The 17318-nt window shown below is 65.1% G+C and carries 17 protein-coding genes; 11 read left to right on the top strand and 6 right to left on the bottom strand.

Annotated elements, in window-relative coordinates; translation table 11 throughout:
- The first annotated feature begins 4 nt into the window (after positions 1–4).
- The 4 genes from MKK62_RS08910 to MKK62_RS08895 all read left to right on the top strand — a co-directional run bounded on the left by MKK62_RS08910 (position 5) and on the right by MKK62_RS08895 (position 4149).
- Entirely contained in the window at positions 5–628 is a 624-nt protein-coding gene (locus tag MKK62_RS08910; RefSeq protein ID WP_240261419.1) for a TetR/AcrR family transcriptional regulator, read from the top strand.
- A 103-nt stretch (positions 629–731) separates the two neighbouring features.
- On the top strand, positions 732–1781 hold the full coding sequence (locus tag MKK62_RS08905; RefSeq protein ID WP_240261420.1) for an acyl-CoA dehydrogenase family protein: 1050 nt from the start codon (positions 732–734) through the stop codon (positions 1779–1781).
- A 5-nt stretch (positions 1782–1786) separates the two neighbouring features.
- Positions 1787–2926 (top strand): acyl-CoA dehydrogenase family protein, encoded by a 1140-nt coding sequence (locus MKK62_RS08900; RefSeq protein WP_240261421.1) that lies wholly within the window; start codon positions 1787–1789, stop codon positions 2924–2926.
- Between the two features lie 20 nt (positions 2927–2946).
- Complete coding sequence (locus MKK62_RS08895) at positions 2947–4149, top strand: acyl-CoA dehydrogenase family protein (RefSeq protein ID WP_240261422.1); 1203 nt, start codon at positions 2947–2949, stop codon at positions 4147–4149.
- Between the two features lie 11 nt (positions 4150–4160).
- On the opposite strand, the gene MKK62_RS08890 is transcribed toward MKK62_RS08895, so the two are convergent.
- Genes MKK62_RS08890 through MKK62_RS08870 form a run of 5 tightly spaced genes read right to left on the bottom strand, consistent with a single transcriptional unit; the run spans position 4161 to position 9057 of the window.
- Positions 4161–5039, bottom strand: a complete 879-nt coding sequence (locus tag MKK62_RS08890) for an SMP-30/gluconolactonase/LRE family protein (RefSeq protein WP_240261423.1) — start codon at positions 5037–5039, stop codon at positions 4161–4163.
- A gap of 59 nt (positions 5040–5098) precedes the next feature.
- Positions 5099–5896, bottom strand: a complete 798-nt coding sequence (locus MKK62_RS08885) for an enoyl-CoA hydratase/isomerase family protein (RefSeq protein WP_240261424.1) — start codon at positions 5894–5896, stop codon at positions 5099–5101.
- Positions 5893–6309, bottom strand: coding sequence for a Zn-ribbon domain-containing OB-fold protein (locus MKK62_RS08880; RefSeq protein WP_240261425.1), 417 nt, complete (start codon positions 6307–6309; stop codon positions 5893–5895). Before MKK62_RS08880 ends, MKK62_RS08885 begins: the two co-directional genes overlap by 4 nt.
- Before the next feature lie 10 nt (positions 6310–6319).
- A complete protein-coding gene (locus tag MKK62_RS08875; RefSeq protein WP_240261426.1) occupies positions 6320–7489 on the bottom strand; it encodes an acetyl-CoA acetyltransferase in 1170 nt (389 codons plus the stop codon).
- Complete coding sequence (locus tag MKK62_RS08870; RefSeq protein ID WP_240261427.1) at positions 7486–9057, bottom strand: class I adenylate-forming enzyme family protein; 1572 nt, start codon at positions 9055–9057, stop codon at positions 7486–7488. Before MKK62_RS08870 ends, MKK62_RS08875 begins: the two co-directional genes overlap by 4 nt.
- A gap of 81 nt (positions 9058–9138) precedes the next feature.
- On the opposite strand from MKK62_RS08870, the gene MKK62_RS08865 reads away from it, so the two are divergent.
- The 7 genes from MKK62_RS08865 to MKK62_RS08835 all read left to right on the top strand — a co-directional run bounded on the left by MKK62_RS08865 (position 9139) and on the right by MKK62_RS08835 (position 16342).
- Complete coding sequence (locus tag MKK62_RS08865) at positions 9139–9909, top strand: enoyl-CoA hydratase/isomerase family protein (RefSeq protein ID WP_240261428.1); 771 nt, start codon at positions 9139–9141, stop codon at positions 9907–9909.
- On the top strand, positions 9906–11024 hold the full coding sequence (locus tag MKK62_RS08860) for an acyl-CoA dehydrogenase family protein (RefSeq protein WP_240261429.1): 1119 nt from the start codon (positions 9906–9908) through the stop codon (positions 11022–11024). Before MKK62_RS08865 ends, MKK62_RS08860 begins: the two co-directional genes overlap by 4 nt.
- 76 nt (positions 11025–11100) lie before the next feature.
- The gene (locus MKK62_RS08855; protein ID WP_240261430.1) at positions 11101–12294 is read left to right on the top strand and encodes a cytochrome P450; all 1194 of its coding nucleotides are present in this window, start codon (positions 11101–11103) and stop codon (positions 12292–12294) included.
- A 116-nt stretch (positions 12295–12410) separates the two neighbouring features.
- Positions 12411–13223 carry an enoyl-CoA hydratase/isomerase family protein gene (locus MKK62_RS08850; protein ID WP_240261431.1) on the top strand — a complete coding sequence of 271 codons (813 nt, stop codon included), beginning with the start codon at positions 12411–12413 and terminating at the stop codon, positions 13221–13223.
- Positions 13224–13242: 19 nt separating this feature from the next.
- Positions 13243–14013, top strand: coding sequence for an SDR family NAD(P)-dependent oxidoreductase (locus MKK62_RS08845; protein ID WP_240261432.1), 771 nt, complete (start codon positions 13243–13245; stop codon positions 14011–14013).
- Positions 14014–14027: 14 nt separating this feature from the next.
- On the top strand, positions 14028–15668 hold the full coding sequence (locus MKK62_RS08840) for a class I adenylate-forming enzyme family protein (RefSeq protein ID WP_240261433.1): 1641 nt from the start codon (positions 14028–14030) through the stop codon (positions 15666–15668).
- Positions 15665–16342, top strand: coding sequence for a nuclear transport factor 2 family protein (locus tag MKK62_RS08835; RefSeq protein ID WP_240261434.1), 678 nt, complete (start codon positions 15665–15667; stop codon positions 16340–16342). The genes MKK62_RS08840 and MKK62_RS08835 overlap by 4 nt, the downstream gene beginning before the upstream one ends.
- A 1-nt stretch (position 16343) precedes the next feature.
- Here MKK62_RS08835 and MKK62_RS08830 read toward each other — a convergent pair whose 3' ends face one another.
- A complete protein-coding gene (locus MKK62_RS08830; protein WP_240261435.1) occupies positions 16344–17153 on the bottom strand; it encodes an SDR family NAD(P)-dependent oxidoreductase in 810 nt (269 codons plus the stop codon).
- Positions 17154–17318 lie beyond the last annotated feature (165 nt).

Here is a 17318-nt window from a genome sequence, read left to right as displayed (position 1 = left end):
ATCGATGGACCAACGACGGGCACGCGGCGAACGCAACCGCAACGCACTGATCACCGCGGCTATCGCGCTGTTCAGCGCACGCGGTTACGAGGGAACCACTGTCGAGCAGATCGCCGCGGAGGCAGGCGTGGCACCGCGGACGTTGTTCCATCACTTCGCGTCGAAGGACGACATTCTCTTCGACGGCTACACCAGACGACTCGACGAGGCGACGAGGCGATTCCGCGCATCGGAGTCTCCGTCGTTGTGGGGCGCGCTCGCCGAGGCATCGAACGCGGTGGCCGAAGCCATCAGCGACCAACCCGACATGTTCCTGGTACGCGCACAGATGTACGCGGGCCACCCCGCGTTGCGAGCAACCATGCTCAGACTCAATGACGAATGGATCGATCAGCTCACCGGCGAAGTGGCGCGCTGGCTCGGCGCCGACGCCGACACCGACCTGCGACCCCGTCTGGCCGCGACGGTGATCAATGGTGCCAATCGCGCCGCGATCGACACCTGGGTCGCTGGAGAGGGCGCTGACGACCTGATCGCGATCATGCAGAGCGCCGTCGATCTGGTGCGCCCGTCGATCGCCCGGATCGAGCGCACCGGCGCCCGCACCCGAGCACGCCGGATCGGCTGACGGACACCTCTGGCGTCATGTAACAATCGGACATTGATCGTTCTATAGTTCAGGCCTACGCCGCTCGGGCGAACCTGCAACCGACGGAGCCCGCGACACCACGATGAACGTCACCTTGACTCCCGAACAGCGACTGCTGTCGGAGACCGCCGCGCAAATCGCCGACAAGGTCGCCACCGTCAATCCCAGCGAAGCCGAACTCGATCTGACGCTGAGCGCCGAGGTCATCGACGAGCAGTGGCGGCGCGTCGTCGAACTCGGGCTTCCTTCGCTGCGCATACCTGACGCGCTGGGGCCGGAGGGCAGCGGCGTCGAAACCGCCCTTTGCCTCGAACAATTCGCGAGGACACTCGCCGCCGTACCTGTGGTCGGTCAAGCGGCCATCGTTCCCGAGTTGCTGGCTGCGGCGAGCGCGCTCGACCTACTGGATGCGGTCGCCGAGGGATCACGACGCCTGGCACCGGTCTTGGCGAGCGACCTGCAGGACTTTGCGGGGATCGAGTCCGGTGCGGTCTGCTTCGACGCGTCCGGCGCAACGGAGGCACTTGCGGTCGAGCGTGACGGAGACCTTCACCGATTGGTCTCCTTACCGCTCAACGGTGAACCGCTGCCGGCACTTGATCTGACCACCTCACTGGTCGAACTCAGCGTCGGCGAGCCTGTCCAAGTCGGTGAGGCGATAGACCGCGACCGCTGGGACCGTGCACACGCACTCGCGTTGACCGCGGTCGCCGCCGACCTGCTCGGCGTCATGCAGGGCGCGCTCGACGACGCGGTCTCCTACGTCGGTGGACGGGTCCAGTTCGGCGTCCCTGTCGGAACATTCCAAGCCGTGCAGCATCTGCTTGCCGACGCGCTGGTTCGAGTTGAAGGCACCAGATCCTGCGTGTGGCACGCAGCCTGGGCTGTCGACCAGCTACCGCCCAGACAAGCGTTGCTCGCCGCCCGGTCCGCCAAAGCGTATGCGGCCGCGGCCGGACGTGACGTGGTCGAGGCGTCAGTTCAGGCCTTCGGCGGGATCGCGATCACGTGGGGCCACGTCTCGCACGTCCGGTTGCGGCGGACGCTGCTTGATCGCCGCCTGCTCGGCGACGAAATCGCCCAGTACGACCAGATCGCACGGCTTCGGCTTCAGGACCCGGAGGTCGCGTAGCGGCTATGGACTTCAACGACACCCCGGAAGAAGCGCGGTTTCGCTCCGAGCTGCGCGACTGGCTGGCCGCCACCGCTCCCCAACACCCGGTACCCGAGGACCCCGCCGCGCGAGCGGACGCCGCCAACGCGTGGCACCAGACGCTGCATGCAGCGGGATATATCGGGCTCTCCTTCCCGAAAGAGTATGGCGGCCAAGGCCTCTCACCGGTGTACGAGGCCATCCTCAACGACGAGCTGGGACGTGCCGGTGCGCCACCGATCGAGGGTGTCGGGCACATGACCAACGCCCTTCGACTGTTCGGCACCGATGCGCAACGCGCCAACCTGCTGCCCGGACTGCTCTCGGGAGCAGTTCGTTGGTGCCAAGGCTTCAGCGAACCGGATGCCGGCTCAGACCTTGCCGGTCTGCGCACGAAGGCCGAATACGTCGACAGCGCCGGCAAACCGCATTTCCGGGTGACCGGGCGCAAGATCTGGACCAGTTTCGCCGCGGTCGCCGACTGGTGTTTCTTGCTCTGCCGCACCGATCCAGACCAGCCCAAGCACAAGGGCATTTCGGTGCTGCTGGTAGCCATGAACAGCCCGGGTATCGAGGTCCGGAACATCGTCAACGCGGCCCGGAACCGCGAGTTCGCCGAGGTGACGTTCGACGATGTCGAGGTGCCGGCCGAAAACCTGCTCGGCGAACGGGGCCAAGGGTGGAGCATCGCCAACCAGCTGCTGGCCTACGAGCGGGGGCCGAGCGACATCAACTGGATCAGCAGGCTGGCATCACACGTCGCCACTCTCGAGGACGACGTCCGGGCGGGCCGGGTGCCTAACACAGCGCACACACGAGCCCGGCTGGGTGAGGCCTACACCGAGCTTCGGGCGCTTCAGGTGAAGGTGCAGCGTTCGCTGTCCGATCGACTCGCCGGGACGCTGCCGGGCGCCGAAGGATCTGTCGACAAGTTGCTGATGGCGCGTGCCGACCAGGTCGTCGGGCACGCGTTGATGGATCTTCGGGGCGCCGCGCCCCTTGTTCGCGAGGGACTCGACTGGGACGTCTACGTCTGGTCGCGCGCCGCCACGATCTACGGCGGTACCGCCCAGGTGCAGCGAAATATCGTGGCCCAGCGCGTGCTCGGGCTGCCCCGTGGCTGATGGCGGAGGTGGGTGATCGAATGCCGTTGCGGCAATTGGTATCTCTCGGATTGGACGGGCCAACCGCCGACCTGCGCGTGCAGGTGCGGTCGTGGCTCAACGAGAATCTGCCCGACGAGTTCCGCCGAACTGCGGCCAACGCCGACTACCTGCCTCGCGACATGCATGAACGTGCGATCGCGTTCTGCCGGAAGCTGCACGCGAAGGGCTGGTTCATCCCACATTGGCCGGTCATTTACGGCGGCGGCGGCCTGGGTGTCGTCGAGCAGGTGGTGATCCGGGAGGAACTCGCCTACGCGGGGGCTCCGCTGGTGAACCAGAACGGGGTCAACATGCTGGCTCCCGTACTCTTCCAGTACGGAACCCCGGAGCAGAAGGCCGAGCATCTTCCGCTGATCGCACGCTCGGAACGCATGTGGGCACAAGGATATTCGGAGCCCGAAGCCGGCTCGGACCTCGCGTCGCTGAAGATGACCGCCCGCCGCGACGGCGACGAGTACGTGCTCGACGGGCAGAAGACCTGGACCAGCAACGGGATGATGGCGGATTGGATTTTCGTGCTGGCACGAACCCGTCCGCTGGGAGCCAAACGGCAGGAGGGGATTTCGTTCTTTCTCGTCGACCTCTCAAGCCCCGGCATCACAGTACGGCCGATCCGGTCGGTGGCGGGATATCCCACCTTCGCCGAGGAGTTCTTCGACGAGGTTCGAGTTCCCGCAGCCAACATGGTAGGCGGCGAGGGTGAGGGCTGGCGCGTCGCGAAGGCGCTGCTCGACTTCGAGCGTTCCAACATCACCCGAGCCGCGCAAGCGCAGCGCTATCTCGACGAGCTTGTCGATTGGTGTCACGGGCAACGTGGCAGCGCCGCTGATCCCTTGGCATCGCCTGTCAATCGAAATGCATTGGCGCGCATCATCGGGAAGGTCGAGGCAGGGCGGGCACTGTCGTATCGGGTGGCGGTGAACCAGGCGGCAGGCACACTCGACTCTTCGCTGGCCTCGTTGTCCAAGCTTTACCATTCCGAACTCACGGTCGAACTGCGCGATCTCGGAGCCCGGCTGCTAGGACCCCGCGGACAACTGCTGCCCGACGATCCGGACGCGCTACTGCACGGCCACTTTTCGGAGGGCCTGCTGTTGTCGCTGCTGCACCGTATCGGTGGCGGAACCAGCGAGATCCAACGCGATCTCATCTCGACGACCGGATTGGGCATGCCCCGCTGACGCGCCCGAACTTAGTGCAGGGCGTCGGCCCAGTCGTCCACCCTGACCAGCCTCCCTGACGATGCCAGCGTGATGAACAGCGACCGACCGTCTTGGCTCAGGCCGGCGTTCGTGGTCATCGGGTCGTCCGCGGTGATCGCGCCGAGTAACTCGCCGTCTGGAGCGAATACCGTGACCCCGCCAGCGCCGATGGTCGCGACGATCACACGACCAGCAGCGTCGACGCAAAGCCCGTCTGCGCCACCAAAATTCATCGGCCCGCCGGTTGGCACCGTGGCGAACGTCCGCCCACGCCCCAGGCGGCCGGGCCCGAGCACCTCGAACTCCCAGACTCTTCGAGTGCGCGTCTCCGCGACGTAGACCGTGCCTCCGTCGGGTGAGAGTGCCACCCCATTAGGTAACTCGAGGGGGTAGACGAGCTCACGTAACCCGCCGTCGAGCGTCCCGTAGAGCAGGCCGGTCATCCCCCGCATGCGACCGCGCATCGCGATCCCCTCGGTCAGGTAGAAGCCGCCGGCGTCATCGACGCACACGTCGCTCGGCCGGGCCAGCGGCAACTCTTCCCCGGCGGTGGAGATGAAAGACGTCGCCAACGTCGAGGTCGTCGTGCCGTCTGCAGAGACGAGTTGGAGTTGCGGTGTCACCGGATGCTCGGGTGGCCCGCACGGCAGTAGGAGGGGTATTGCTCCCGGTATGTCGAGAGGCCAGGGCCGCAGACCGAAGCTCTGGCCGCCGTTCTGACACACCAGCAGCCTGCCGTCGGCAAGCCACGCGATGCCGTTGGGACCTCCGCCAGTCTCGCAGAAGGTGACGACTCGTCCATCTGGCTGAATTCGGCTGATGCGTCCCGCGGCGATTTCCGACACCAAGACCGACCCATCGGATGACACGATCGGGCTTTCGGGAAAAGCCAATCCTTCAGCTACGCAGCGCATTCGACCACCATGGGTCAGCGGCCGCGGAATTGCGGCGGACGGCGCTCTCTGAATGCGGCGACTCCCTCGGCGACGTCGTCGGTGCCCGCGATCTGCTCGACAAGCAGCGCTTCGGTGGAGAATGCCGCGGTGCGGTCGCCGTCGAGCGCTCGATTGAGCATCGCCTTGGCGGCGGCATGCGCTCTCGTCGGTCCATCGGCGAGTCGTTGCGCCCATGCGCTCGTCTGCGACTCGAGTTCCTCGTCGTCCACGACCTTGTTGACGACGCCGAGACGATGCGCGTCGGACACCGAGAGGTCGTCGCCGAAGAACACCAGTTCCTTGGCGACGTTCAACGGGAATTTGCGCGCAAGCAGATATGAGGCGCCGCCGTCAGGGATCAGGCCGCGCCTGACGAACAGCGTGATCAACCGTGCACTGCGCGCAGCGATGATGAGGTCACACGCCAACGCCATGCTGGATCCGACACCCGCGGCAACCCCGTTCAGCGCGCAGATGACGGGTTTCTCGCAGTCCAGCAGTGCCGCCACCACCGCCTGCGAGCCGTTGCGCAGAATCCGGCTTGCGTCGCCGGCGACGCGGTCGCGACTGGGTGCGAGTTCGGGGTCACTCAGGTCAGGGCCTGTGCAGAAATGCCGAGATCCGCTGGCGGTGAGCACAACTGCGCGCACGGCGTGGTCCGCGCTGATCGAGCTGAGTTGTTCGACAATCTCACGCTGCATGGCGCGGTTGACCGCATTGCCGATCTCGGGCCGGTCGAGGATGAGCCATCGCACCGCCCCGTCGTCGCGGACAGTGAGTCCCGACGTCACGAAACCACGCCCGACCCGTCGAGGGGCGCAAAGGCCGGTAAGTGCCGGCCGTCGGCCAGCGGTTCCCACACGACACGCACGCTGTCGCCGATCTTCGGCGCAGCGCCGAAGACGTTGGACATGATCCGCGCGCCCTCTTCGAGGTCAACCAGTACAACGGAATACGGCGTCCGGTCAGCCAATTCGGGAGTCGGGGAACGGTGATGGACGCTGACCGCGTATACGACGCCCCGCCCGCTGAGGTCTTCCCAGCACAGCTCGCCGCTGCCGCAGTGCGGACAGGCGTACCGGGGGTACCAGACCAGGCGTCGGCACGTGGCGCAACGCTGCATACTCAGCGCTTTGCGCTCCGTCGCCGCCCAGAAGGGCGCTGACGCGGGGCTCGGCGCGGGTACAGATCGGTTCTCGGTCATGGCATCTCCTTCACAGCGCGTCCTCTGTTCCCAGAATGACGGTGGAGGTCGCAGACAGTACTCCCCCGCATCCATGGGCGAGCGCCGTTGTCGCTGACCGGATTTGGCGGTCCCCGCATTCGCCGCGCAACTGACGAGCGGCCTCGACGAGAAGGAAGGCGCCGAAAGCGCCGGGGTGGGTATAGGACAGTCCGCCTCCGGTGGTCTGTCCTTGGCGCGCTCCACCGGGGGCCAGCACGCCGTCCCCGACGAAAGGCCCGCCTTCACCTTTCTTGCAGAACCCGAGATCTTCCAGCGCGAGTAGCACGGTGATCGTGAACGAGTCGTACAACTCGACGACGTCGATGTCTGACGGCGTCAGACCCGCGGCCTCGAATGCGGCGGGCCCAGAGATCGCGCCCGGGGTCTCGGTGAGGTCGGGCATCTGCGAGATCGACGTGTGCGTCGCCGCGGACGCCGCACCGAGCACATAACACGGTGTCCCCCCGAGATACTTTGCCCGTTCGGCGCTTGTCATGACGATGGCGGCCGCGCCGTCTGTCACAAGACAACACTCGAGTTTATGCAGGGGCTCGGCGATGAAGCCGGAGTTCAGCACCTCGTCCACGGTCAGCGGTTCACGCAAGTGCGCCCTCGGGTTGCGTTGTGCCCACTGTCGGGTATCGACAGCGATCTGAGCAAGCTGCTCGGCGGTGGTCCCGAAAGCGGCCATATGTCTGCTGGTTGCAAGCGCATAAGCCCCGATGGGAAGGAACAAGCCGAACGGAGTCTCCCACTCAAGACGCTCGGGCGATGCGAAGATTCCCATGCCTTTCTCACCGCGCTTGCGCGCGGCGCGTGGCGTCGAGGCGTAGGAGATGACCACCGTCTCGCACAGCCCCGCCGCGATTGCCGCCGCCGCATGCTCGACGTACAGTCCGTAACTCGCGCCGCCGGTCTGGGTCGAATCGGTCCACCGGGGCGCGATTCCGAGCTGTTCAGCGAGTTCCAGCGAATGCATCAGCGTGCCACCGGTGCTGGAGCACAGGCCGTCGACGTCAGCCAGCGTCAAACCGGCCTCGTCGAGGGCACGCTTGATCACGGTAGCTTCCAGCGCCCGGATCGGGACATCGATGACGCCGCTAGGCGAAACCTCGTCGGCGACGCCGACGATCGCCGACGATCCTCGCAGCGTGGTCATCGCACTTCCTCCTCTGCTTCGAAGATGGCCCGCACACCCGGCTGGCTCACCTTCATCGACGGTGTCCGCGGCAACACGTCGACAACGGCGAGGCGGGTCGGCACTTGATACTTGCTCACGCGGTGCCGGACGAAGTCGAGCAGCTCGTCGGGTGTCGCGGAGTGTCCCGACTTGAGTTCGACTGCGGCCACCGGGACCGATCCCAGGCGAGCGTCGGGCATGCCCGTCACGCCGGCATCGTGGACGTCCGGGTGCGCACGCAGAACGTCGACGATGTCGGCTGGCGTGATCTTGAATCCGCCCCTGATGATCACGTCGTCGAGCCGGCCGTCGATGAACACAAATCCGTCGCTGTCGACACGACCGAGGTCGGTGGTTTGCACCCATTCTCCGTCGGCCGTGCGCACTTCGACTCGTCCCTGTTCGCCGACCTCGAGGAGGCGGCGGTCCTCAGGACTGACGATCCTGATCTCGCGACCAGGCTGGGCCCGACCGACGCTGCCGCGCTTGGCTTCGGCCCACTCGCGGTGCAGCGCGAGCGTCCATCCCGCAACACCGCCGGCGAATTCGGTGGCCCCGTAGGAGGGAAGTACCGCCACGTTGTACCTGTCTTCGAATGCAATCTGCAGATCGACGGGCAGGTGGGCCGAGCCGGATGTGACGACTTGGACGCAGTCGAAGACGTCCGGGGCCACGTCGACGTCCAGCACCATCGCGAGCGCGGCGGGCACCAAACTGACCGCCCGGGGTTGATGCCGCAACACCAGTTCGACAAACGGCTCGACCCGAAATCGTTCCAGCAGAGCCACTTTCCTGCCTTGGCACAGGTACAGCAGCGTGCGGAAGAGGCCCGACATGTGGACCAGCGGAGAACTGACGATCATCACTCCGGGCCTTAGTCGGGGCTCATCGTCACCCTTGGACCCGTAATGTTTCCCGGCCGCGCTGATGCTTCGTTCGAATGCCTTCTGCGCCAGCGGGACTCGCTTGGGTGGTCCCGTGGTCCCGCTCGTCAGCATCTCGACCGCCGTGCCTGGTTGCACCGTGCGGAAGGGCCCTGGACCACAGCGCTCGAGGCCGACGAGCGTGGCTACGTCGTCCGGCAGCACGCTGACGCTCAATCCCAGGGCACCGTCCGCTGCTTCCACGACTCCGACTCGCGCCCAATCCTTTTCGGTTGCCACGATTACGGGAAGCTTTAACCTGGCGATATCGACGGCGAGCCCGGTGTCGCCGTGCGAGGGATTGATCGTCACGATGCAGCATTGCGACCGAAGCACGCCGAGCATGGCGGCGATCATGGCTGGGTCGTTGCGGAGCACTAAACCCACCGGAGTCCCCGGCCCGAGTCCGGCCTCGACGAGCCTGGCACGAACCCCCTCGGCAACCGTCCCGAGTGATCCCCAGCTCACCCACTGACCGCCGAACTCTATTGCAGCCGCGTCCGGATCGAGCCCCAGCACAGCGGCGATGCGCTCGCTGAGTTCGAGATCGCCGCTCACTAGTAGGCCTCCCACGACGTCGTTGCCACGCCCACCGGCGACGATAATGCACGGTGGAACACTCATCGTCAATTCGTTCGTCAACCGGGTGAATGCCCTAAACAGTAGAACATCTTTTGCTAAAGTGTTTCGTCGAGTCGAAGGAGCATGGTGGACCTGCAGCGGATCCTGTTTGACGTCAGCGACCACATCGCGACCATCACGATCAATCGCCCGGAACGGCTCAACGCCACCGACGATCTGACGAGGACCGAGCTCGGATGGGCCTGGGGTCGGGTGCGCGACGACCCCGACATCCGTGTCGCAATCATCACTGGGGCCGGAGACAGGGCCTTTAGCGCCGGACAGGACATCCGCGCCACCGCGGAGTCCGGCATCCGCAACAAGGTGCCGGGCTCACGCTTGCACCACGGGGTTTGGAAGCCCGTCATCTGTGCGCTCAACGGCATGGTCGTCGGGGGTGGACTCCACCAGGTTGCCGACGCCGACCTGATCATCGCCGCGGAGCACGCCGAGCTCATCGACACGCACCTCAAAGTCGGCAATGTGTTCACCATGGAGCCCGCAGTCTTACTGCGTCGCATGCCGATCTCGATGGTGATGCAACTGGCCCTGATGACCAAGGACGGCCGTATCAGCGCCCAACGCGGCTACGAGATCGGGCTGATCAACGAGGTCGTGCCGGCGGACAGGCTGCAGTCCCGGGTCCGAGAAATAGCGCTGGCGATCACAAAGCTCAGCCCCGCCACCACGCAGGCCTCGATCAAGGGGATGTGGACGAGTCTGGACGTCGGGTTGCACTCTGCGCACGAGGTCGCCTACCGCTACGTTCTCCAACATCAGCTGAGCCACCCCGATTATCACGAGGGCATGCGCGCTTTCGCCGAGAAACGCGACCCGCAGTGGGTGGTTGAGTGACCATCGCCGTCTTCACCGACGAGCAACAGGAGCTGCGCCGCACGGTGCGGTCCTTCCTGGAGCGCCAGGCACCGGAGGCCGAAGTCCGGCGCGTGATGGACACTCCGGACGGCTTCGACCGATCGGTGTGGATGCAGATGGCCGACCAGCTCGGCCTGCAGAGTCTGGCGATTCCCGAGGAATTCGGCGGATCCGGCTACTCGTTCGTCGAGATCGGCGTTGTACTCGAGGAGTTCGGGCGATCGCTTCTCCCGGCACCTTTCCTATCAAGCGTGGTGCTCGCGGCCAACCTGCTGCTGCTCACCGACGACGAGGAGATGAAGAAGCGGCATCTCCCCGGAATCGCCTCGGGGCAACTCATCGCCACGGTGGCCGCCACCGACGACTGGGGACGGCGCGATGTCGAGGGAACCACAGTTCATGCCACCGGGCATGATGGATCGTGGACGCTGACCGGGGCCCGTTCGTTCGTACCCGACGGCCACATCGCCGACGTCATCGCGCTCGTGGCGGGCACGGACGCCGGGCCCTCCCTGTTCGTGCTTGACGCCGATGCCGACGGTGTCATTCGTACGCCACAGTCAACCGTCGACGCCACCCGAAAGATGGCCCGGATCGAATTCAGCAATGCGCCAGCAGAATTGATCGGTCGACCCGGTGCTGGTGCCGCGCCGCTGCTCGCAGCGCTTGACGTGGCTTCCGTCGGGCTCGCCGTCGAGCAGGTCGGCGGCGCCGCGGCGTGCCTCGACATGTCAGTGGGGTACGCGAAAGTGCGCCACCAGTTCGGCCGGCCGATCGGATCCTTCCAGGCGATCAGGCATCGATGCGCCGACATCATGCTCGGCGTCGAGTCGGCGAGGTCGGCTGCGTATCACGCGGTTTGGTCGGCCGCCGAGCTCGACGACGGCCTGTCGCTACTGGCGCCGATGGTGAAGGCGTACTGCTCGGAGGTGTACGTGGATGCTGCTCTGCAGAACATCCAGATTCACGGCGGCATTGGATTCACCTGGGAGCATCCCGCGCACCTCTACTTCAAAAGGGCGAAGTCCTCGGAATTGCTGTTCGGGGCACCCGACGAGCACCGAGCGCTGCTCGCCGAGCGCATCGGGATCTGACCGACGCGTCGACAGCCTTGGCTGAACAAAAGGTCATCATTCGTTCTATTGTGCAGCCCAATGTTAGAGTCAACGCGTGCCAGCGACCAGCGAGCTGATGTATTCGCCGTTCTCGAAGGCGGTCTTCGACGACCCCTACCCCGTGTACCGGCGGCTGCGCGACGAAGCTCCGGTCTATCGCGACCCCGACAGCCGGTGGTGGGTGCTGTCCCGCTTCGACGACGTGTCCCGCGCTCTACGTGACTGGGAGACCTACTCGTCCAAATTGGGCCCGGCACCGGAGAATCCGGACGATGACGGTCGCAAATATTCGGTCATCTCCATGGATCCGCCGCGCCACGATCGCATTCGGGGAGTGCTCAAAGGATTCTTCACGCCGAAAGCGGTAGCGGCCATGGAGACCGCGCTGCAACGCACCGTCAACTACCACTTGGACCAACTGAAGCCCGGCTCCACCGTGGACGCGATGGAGGCGTTCGCGTTCTCGATCCCCACCGACATCATCGGCGACCTACTCGGCGTACCCTCCGCCGACCGCAGCCAGCTCAGGGTGTGGTGGGAGGCGTTCCTCACCCGGCACGAGGGTGAGGTCGCGATGCCGCAGAGCGCCATCGACGCCAACCGCAAGATCAGCGACTACATCGGCGGGCTCATCGAGGCTCGGCGTTCCGACCCGGGTGACGACCTGATCAGCATCGTGTTGCACTCGACGTTCGTCGATCCCGAAGTCGGTGGCGAACGCGCCCTGTCACCTCACGAAGTGTTGATGTTCGCGAACCTGTTGTCGGCCGCGGGTTCTGAAACCACCCAGAAGCTGATCTCCAACGGGCTCGTGGCTCTTCACGATCACCCCGACCAGTGGCGACGAGTGGTCGGCGACCCGTCGCTGATCCCTGCCGCCGTCAACGAGGCCCTGCGGTTCGACACCCCGAGTCACTGGGTGGCGCGAACTTTGACCCGACCCGTTGAGAAGCACGGCGTCACGATGGACGCCGGCGACTGGGTGCTGCTGCTGCTCGGCAGTGCCAACCGCGACGAACGTCGCTACGCCGATCCCGATCGCTTTGTTCTGGACCGGCCGCGGGGTACCGACGTCTACTTCGGCTGGGGTATCCACATTTGCCTGGGCCAATGGCTCGCACGACGGGAGGCGCAGTTGGTGTTCGAGTACGTCGCGAGGAAGTTCCCCAACTACACGATCGGCGCCCGGGACCGCGTGCTGACGGCCACCGTGCGCGGCTACACCAGCCTCGAGATGACATTGCGGTAGCTGGCTCGTGCGCAGTGACCAGCCGTCGTAACGCGCCAATCGGCACAGGGTGGCTGCCAATTATGCACTGTTACGCTTTTTGTTGATTTGTTTAGATCAGTGAGGAGACCTGCGCAGTGGAAACCCGCGAGCTCGAACACGTCGTCTACGAGAAAGAAGGCTCCATCGCCCGGATCATCCTGAACAACCCGGCCCGCGCTAACGCACAAACCTCCGAGATGGTTCACAGCGTGAACGCTGCGCTCGACGACGCGCAATACGACTACGCCATCAAGGTGGTCATCATCAAGGCGAACGGCAAGGGGTTCTGCTCGGGTCACGTTCCGGACGGCAGCTATCCCGAGTTTCAAGCCGAGCGCGAAGCGTCCGGACTGGTCTGGCGCTCGGCGGCGCAGCTGTTCCTGTGGCCGGTGCTCAAGCTTTTCGAGTTCCCGAAACCCGTCATCGCCCAAGTGCACGGTTACGCGATCGGGGGCGGCACGACGTGGGCGCTGCTGCCCGAAATCACTGTCTGCTCCGACGACGCCTGGTTTCAGATGCCCTTGGTTCCGGGCTTCGGCTTGCCGGGCTGCGAAACGATGTTCGAGCCGTGGGTTTTCATGAACTACAAGCGTGCTGCCGAATATCTGTATACCGCCCAGAAGATTTCAGCCGCCGAGGCGCTCGACTTCGGTCTGGTGAACCGAGTCGTCCCCGCCGACCGACTCGAGGCGGAGGTGGAGGAGCTGGCGGCGAGCATCGCTCGAGCTCCGCTGGCCACACTGCAAGCCACCAAGATGGGCCTCATCCGTGCATGGGAAGCCATGGGCTTCCGGACGCACCAGCAGACCTCGACCGATCTGCTCACCGTCGTTTCCGGGTCCCGGGAGTTCCAGGAGTACATGCGCGCATTACTGGAGCGCGGCTCCAAACCACTCGACCGCCTCTGAGGTCGCGTATCGGATTGTGATGGTGGAGAAGAATTTTCAGTTTTCGCAGGATCAGCGCCCTGTCGCCGTCGTGACTGGCGGGGCGCGGGGTATCGGCGAGTCCATCTGCGATGAGCTGATCGAGGCCGGCTACCGCGTCGCAGCGGTCGACGTCAACGCCAAGGCGATCGCGAAATGCCTTGAGACACAGTCGGCCCGTGCGGGCCTTCTTCTTCCCCTCGAGCTATCCATCACCAACCGTGTCGCGGTGGAACAGGCGATGGCAGATCTCGCATCGACCCACGGGCCGGTCGCCGCGCTCGTCAACAACGCCGGAATGACCTTACCCGCAACGTTTCTCGACCAGACAGACGACGACTGGGATCGAATCCTCGACGTGAACCTCAAGGGTGCGTTCATCATGGCGCAGGTCGTGGCGCGTCAGATGGTCGAGCAGAAGTCGGGTGCGATCGTCAACGTCAGCTCCGTGTCGGCCCACGGGGTTCGCACGGGGCCGCCCGCCTACGCCGCCGCCAAGGCCGGGGTAGAAGGGCTGAGCCGGCTGATGGCAGTGCAACTCGGCCCGCTCGGAATCCGGGTCAACACCGTAGTCGTCGGCACCACCGCAACCCCATGGCTGCTGTCACGCAAGAGCGAAGACCAGCTCGACCAGATGCGCGACAGCACGCTCACCGGCGAACTGGGCGAGCCCGCCGATGTCGCACGCACGGTCGCATTCTTGTGCTCGGATAGCGCCAAGCACCTTACTGGCCAACTTATTTCGGTGTCCGGCGGACAGTGGATGCCCTGATCAAGGAGCGGTCGATGAGGACGGTACCCCGGACCTTCGCATATACGGCGATGCCGTACGACGCCGTCATGCCTGCAGTGATCGCCGCACTCACCGCCCAGCACGGCGACAACGACTTCATCGTCTCGTCGGTCGGCAACGGAACCGATGAGCGGATCACCTACGCCGAGGCCGACGCCCAATCGGCGGCACTGGCAGGAAGGCTGCTGGCCGCGGGCGTGACAAAGGGTGTACGGATCGGCATCCTGGCACCCAATGGCGTGGACTTCGCTGTCGCGTTTCTCGCTGTCACTCGCATCGGCGCGGTAGCCGTCCCGGTCAACACGTTCTTTCAAGCGTCCGAACTCGGCTGGTTGCTTCGCGACGCCGACATCCACACCGTCCTTGCCGTCGACCACCTGCTCGGCAAAGACATCCGTCAACGAATCCTCGACGCCACCCATGCCGACCTCGATGCTGTTGGACCGCTGCAACTCCCGGCCCTTCCCCACCTGCGCAACATACTTCCGCTGGGGTTCTCTGACCGCCTCTGGCCGACCAGGTGGCCAGAACCGGTGCCCGAATCGTTTCTGCGCGCTTGTGAGGGCGCCGTGCGGCCCAGCGACGATCTGGTCGTGATCTACACCTCGGGCAGTACGTCAAACCCCAAGGGCGTCATTCACACACACGAGCCGGCGCTGGTGCACTCGCGCTTCATCGCCCAGCAACACGACTGGACCGCAGCAGATCGGGTGTACGTGCCGATGGCGTTCTTCTGGGTGGGCGGTCTGGTGTTCGGAATGCTTGGGCCAATGCAAATGGGTGCCACCATTCTCACCGAACACCGCTTCGACGCCGGCGACGTACTGCGCCTGCTAGAGGCCGAATGCGCCACCTATGCAACGGGATTCCCTCACGTCGGGCCAGCGCTGACGAACCACCCCGACTTTGCCCACACCGATTTGTCATCGCTGCGCGACGGCTACCACCCCGGACTGCTGGCTCCGGAGCGCCGCGCCCCAGACGTGTCGTTGCGTGTGACCCAGTTGGGAATGACCGAGACATGCAGTTCCCACACCTGGTGGCCGCCACACGAGTCCGTACCCGAATCCAAACGCGGTTCACTCGGAGTCGACGCGCCCGGCTATGAGCACAAGATCGTCGACGAGAACGGAGACGAGGTCCCCGACGGCGTGACCGGCGAGATCTGCGTACGCGGGTACGCGATGATGCGGGGGATGGTGGGTAAGCAGCTCGTCCAGCTCTTCGACGCCGACGGTTGGTTCCACACCAAAGACGCCGGATACCGCGACAGTGATGGTCACCTGTACTTCGCCGGCCGCACCGACGACATGATCAAGACGTCGGGCGCCAACGTCGCGCCGGTGGAAGTGGAGGCGGCGATCACTCGCGTCGAGGGCGTTCGCCTGGCCTACGTCATCGGCGTGCCCGACCCCGACAAGGGCGCCCTGGTATCCGCCGTCGTCGTACCCAATGACGGCTGCGTCCTCTCGTCGGACAATCTGGCCGCCGCCTGTAAAGCCGACCTCGCCGCCTACAAGGTCCCGAAGAAATGGATCATGCTGGCTAATCCTGACGATCTGCCCTACACCTCGACCAACAAAATCGACAAGATCCGCCTCGCCCAGCTGGTGGCCGAGGGGGCGCTCACATGAGCATTGGCGCAAGCGATTTCGCTGACCTCGCCGCACGGGTAGCGCGGCTGGAGGCGCTCGACGAGATTCGACAACTGGCGGCCAAGTACGCCGTCGCCCTCGACCAGCGCGATCTCGACGCGGTGGTGAACCTGTTCGTGGACGACGTCGGAGTGCCGGGCAAGCGCCGCGGCCGCGCGGCGCTTCGCGCGTGGTACGACACCGAGATGCGGAACGACCTGCTCGGCAGTGCGCACGGCGTGTTGGGACATGTCATCGACGTGCACGACGCCGACCATGCGAGCGGCCTGGTCTACTCACGCAACGACCTCGAAACGGAGTCGGTGTGGGTGATCGAATTCCTGGCCTATCTCGACTCGTACGAGCGGCGCAGTGGGCGTTGGCACTTCGCCCGTCGCACGCCGTTGTTCTGGTATCAGACCGACCTGGCCGCTCCACCGGTGGGACCTCGAAAGATGCGATGGCCCAACGCACCTCAGCACGAGGGAGCGTTCCACGATGCTTTCCCGTCATGGGGCGAGTTCTGGGATGCGGACCCGGGCAGACTCGACGAACCGGTGCCTGCACCCCCCGCGGCCGAGGCGTGGCTTCGCACCATTCGCCGAGCCGATGCTCCGCCGCGCGTCGATCCCACCGGGCGCACCAAGGATGACCCGAGGAACGCGCCTCACTGACTCAGAAGTCGGTGCCGCCGTCGATATTGATTACGGCGCCTGTCATGTATGCGGCACGATCGCTGAGCAAAAAGGCCACCAGTTCACCCGCCTCGTGTGGGAAACCGCCGCGCCCCAGCGCAACGCGCATGTTCCAGTCCGGGTTGCTCGACAGGTGTGTGTAGATCGCGTCTTCCAGCGGTACACCGTATTGCTCGGCGCGCTGTTCACGGATGTGGTCGTTGGTCTCGGTGTCGAACAGCCCGGGACACATCACATTGACTCGAATCCCGTCCGGTCCGTGGGTCTTTGCCAAGATCTTCGACAGCGTCAAGACCGCGGCCTTGAGCGCGTTGTACGGCGGGATGAGGATCTTCGGCGCCCGCACCGAGTAGGCGGCCGTGTTGACGATCGTGCCTCCGCCGTTGCGCTGCAAGTGCGGAATGATCGCGCGGCACGAACGGACGGTCGCCATCAGGATCATCTGGTAATACCAGTCCCAGGAGTCGTCACCATGCTCGACGAACGGACCCTGCTGTTTCATCGGACCGGCCGTCACCGCCAGCCCGCGCAGCGGCCCCAGTTCGGCGGCAGCGCGATCGATCGCCTTGTCGACTCCGTCACCCGACGCGGCCGCGTCCACGCCGATCCCTACGGCGCGTACACCGTAGGTATCGCTCAGCAGGCTCGCGCGCTCAATCGCACGCGGTTCGTCGCGGGCGAGCAACGCAACGTTCGCGCCGTCTGCAGCGAGCTGGTGCGCGGCGCCGAAACCCATTCCGGTGGTGCCGCCCACCAGCACGAAATTGCGGCCCCTGACTCCCAGTTCCACGTCGCCGCCTTCCGATCAGCACTTGGCGCGTCATCGTCTCGTAAAACAATTAAACGTCAGCTGTTTAACTGAGCGGTCAGTGCCCCGTCGATGTGCGTGCCGACGGCACCGCACCCACGTCCCGGCGGCGTACCCAATTGTCTGGTGTCGCGTAGCATGAGGAAC

The organism is Mycobacterium paraterrae, from assembly GCF_022430545.2.
Lineage (GTDB): Bacteria > Actinomycetota > Actinomycetes > Mycobacteriales > Mycobacteriaceae > Mycobacterium > Mycobacterium paraterrae.
This window is presented reverse-complemented; position numbering and strand designations above follow the sequence as displayed.